At 42.9% G+C, this 2378-nt stretch carries 3 protein-coding genes; all 3 read left to right on the top strand.

Annotated elements, in window-relative coordinates; translation table 11 throughout:
- Positions 1–447 (top strand): type II toxin-antitoxin system HipA family toxin (locus HT737_RS29855; protein WP_182404615.1); only part of this gene is annotated, 447 nt, incomplete at its 5' end.
- Positions 448–722: 275 nt separating this feature from the next.
- Positions 723–2072: a TIGR04141 family sporadically distributed protein gene (locus HT737_RS29860; RefSeq protein ID WP_220459585.1), complete on the top strand. Its 1350-nt coding sequence runs from the start codon at positions 723–725 to the stop codon at positions 2070–2072.
- A 4-nt stretch (positions 2073–2076) separates the two neighbouring features.
- Positions 2077–2301 carry a TIGR04141 family sporadically distributed protein gene (locus HT737_RS32940; protein WP_220459423.1) on the top strand — a complete coding sequence of 75 codons (225 nt, stop codon included), beginning with the start codon at positions 2077–2079 and terminating at the stop codon, positions 2299–2301.
- The last annotated feature ends 77 nt before the right edge of the window (positions 2302–2378 follow it).

Consider the following 2378-nt stretch of genomic DNA (forward strand, 5'->3'; position numbering starts at 1 on the left):
GACGATGCCTCGAATGGCGCCAGCTACATCGAACTGGCTCGAGCGATCATTGAACACGGCTCAGAAGTCGACACCGACCTGCGCGAGCTATGGTCGCGAATTGTCTTCAATATTCTCGTTTCAAACACCGACGACCATCTGCGTAACCACGGATTCCTTCTCGACCCTGGTCGCGGGTGGCGGTTGTCCGAGGCTTACGACATTAATCCCGTGGCGAATGCGGATGGGTTGAAACTGAACATCACGGACTTTGATAACGCCTTGGATCTGGAATTGGCTAGAGAAGTGGCAGAGTTTTTTCGAGTCAGCCGGGAAAATACAGAAAATATCATCGAACGGTTTCGGGCCGTTGTTAGTCAGTGGCAAACCATCGCTGGGGTTCTGCGCCTGTCTAAGCGTGAGCAGGACAGCATGGAGCCGGCGTTTCGGGATTCTGGCCGACAGTAACACTCATGGCCAAGCAAGTAACTTGCAGCTCAGATGGCTTTTTAACACTTCGAAAAAAGCCACCTCATCAACCTAGTGAACTAATTGGTTGGCACACTGGCCATCTGATGGCTATGATCTAATCTTCCTCTAAAGCGATAAAATCCAATACAGAGGAATGAGTAATAGATACTTGGTGGAAAACGTTTTTGGGACCTTGAACAATCGGCAACCGGTAGACAGGGAGTAAAAAATGCCAAGAGCTAAAAAGAACAAAGAAAAAACTTTCAATCTACTTGGCAAAAAACGACCATGCATCCGACATAGAGTTTGTAAAAGTTGAAAACTCAATCGCCCCAAAAACAGTAAAGCTTCCTACGGGATCCGCAACGCTTTATATAAAAAAGGAAGTCGATCCTCACCCCCCCAAATGGGCAAGTTTCCTTTGCAAGGATCAAGAATTCTCACCAGAAATTTTTGGACAGGGAAATACCGTCGGCGCGCTATTAGTAATTCGAGTTCATGGGAAAATATTCTCTCTAGCTTTTGGCTCAGGCTACCACTTGATAATATCCGACAGCATTGAACGCGACTTTGGTCTTCGCGTAACCTTAAACTCTGTAAGTCCTGAAAAGCTCAGAAGCCTGGACAAGTCAAACTATGAAGACAATCCACTGAACTCGAGAAATCAGAGCCCTAAAAGCGTAGGAATCTTTGAGCTTGAAATAGACTCGGAGACGGATATGCTTTACGCGATAACTGGGGAGTCCATGGTCAGCATATTCGGGACTCAAATAACTGGCAGAGATGCTCTTGTCATATGCCCAGAAGTGACTCTTGATACATTATCAGACATCCTATTTGAAGCACTAGAACGCTTCAAAATGAAGCTTCCAGAAAACTTCGAATGGGTGGACAACATAAGTAAAATAAAAGACCCAGACGTTGCATTATTACTCGACATGGAGCTGGATGAGAGATTATCCGTCGATCAGCATCTTGATCATTTTTGGCTAGGTGAGCCAGAAATCGTAGATTGGGAGTATCAATCGGGGTACTCATTTGACCAGCATTACAAGGCGGCAATACATCCGACATTAGAAATTAAAGAACTCGCAAGGCATTTACAGACCAATAGTCAAGAGAAAATATGTACAAAAGCCTTGAAGAAACAACAAATTTTTATAGTTCACGAGGAACATCATAGCAATAAGTCATGGTCTGCATATCGCTGTCTTTACGCCGAAATAACATATGGCAGTGAACAATATATCCTTAGAAACGGGATATGGTACAGAGTAAATCAAGACTTCGTGAAACGCATAGACAACTACCTCAGTGAATTAACGCAGTATCAATACACCCTTCCAACTTACAACCATGAAAGGGAAGACGAATACAACAACTATGTCGTTGCAAACGACCCTAATTATGTACTGTTTGACAAAAAAACTATTGGACTTGGCGGAAAAAATGACAAAATCGAGTTTTGCGATATTTTAAGAAACTCTCGATACTTAATTCACGTCAAATACTATAGAAGCTCGAGCACCCTAAGCCACTTATTCTCTCAAGGCTGCGTCGCTGCCGAAGCATTTGTTAGTGACAAAGAGTTCCGAAAAAGACTAAACAAAAAAACTACCTGAAGAAATGAAGTTAGCTGATATAGACATTCGGCCAGAATCAAAAAAATTCTGCGTTGTATATGCCATTGCCGTAAACCGAGAGATACCGAAAAAGCTACCTTTTTTTTCAAAAGTAACGTTGAAAAATGCTTTCAGAACATTAAGGGCTTTAGACTTTGAGGTCAATCTTGCAAGAATCGAGGTAGATGCTGTTCTTGCCTGCAAGAAAAAACACAGGAAGAATAAATGAGGGCTTATATAAGAAAAAAAGCCGCCCTCAAGAGGCGGCTTTTTCATTCACCAGAACTAAGTCTTACAACTTAGGAC

The sequence above is a fragment of the Pseudomonas sp. MD195_PC81_125 genome, assembly GCF_014060985.1.
Classification (GTDB): domain Bacteria; phylum Pseudomonadota; class Gammaproteobacteria; order Pseudomonadales; family Pseudomonadaceae; genus Aquipseudomonas; species Aquipseudomonas parakoreensis.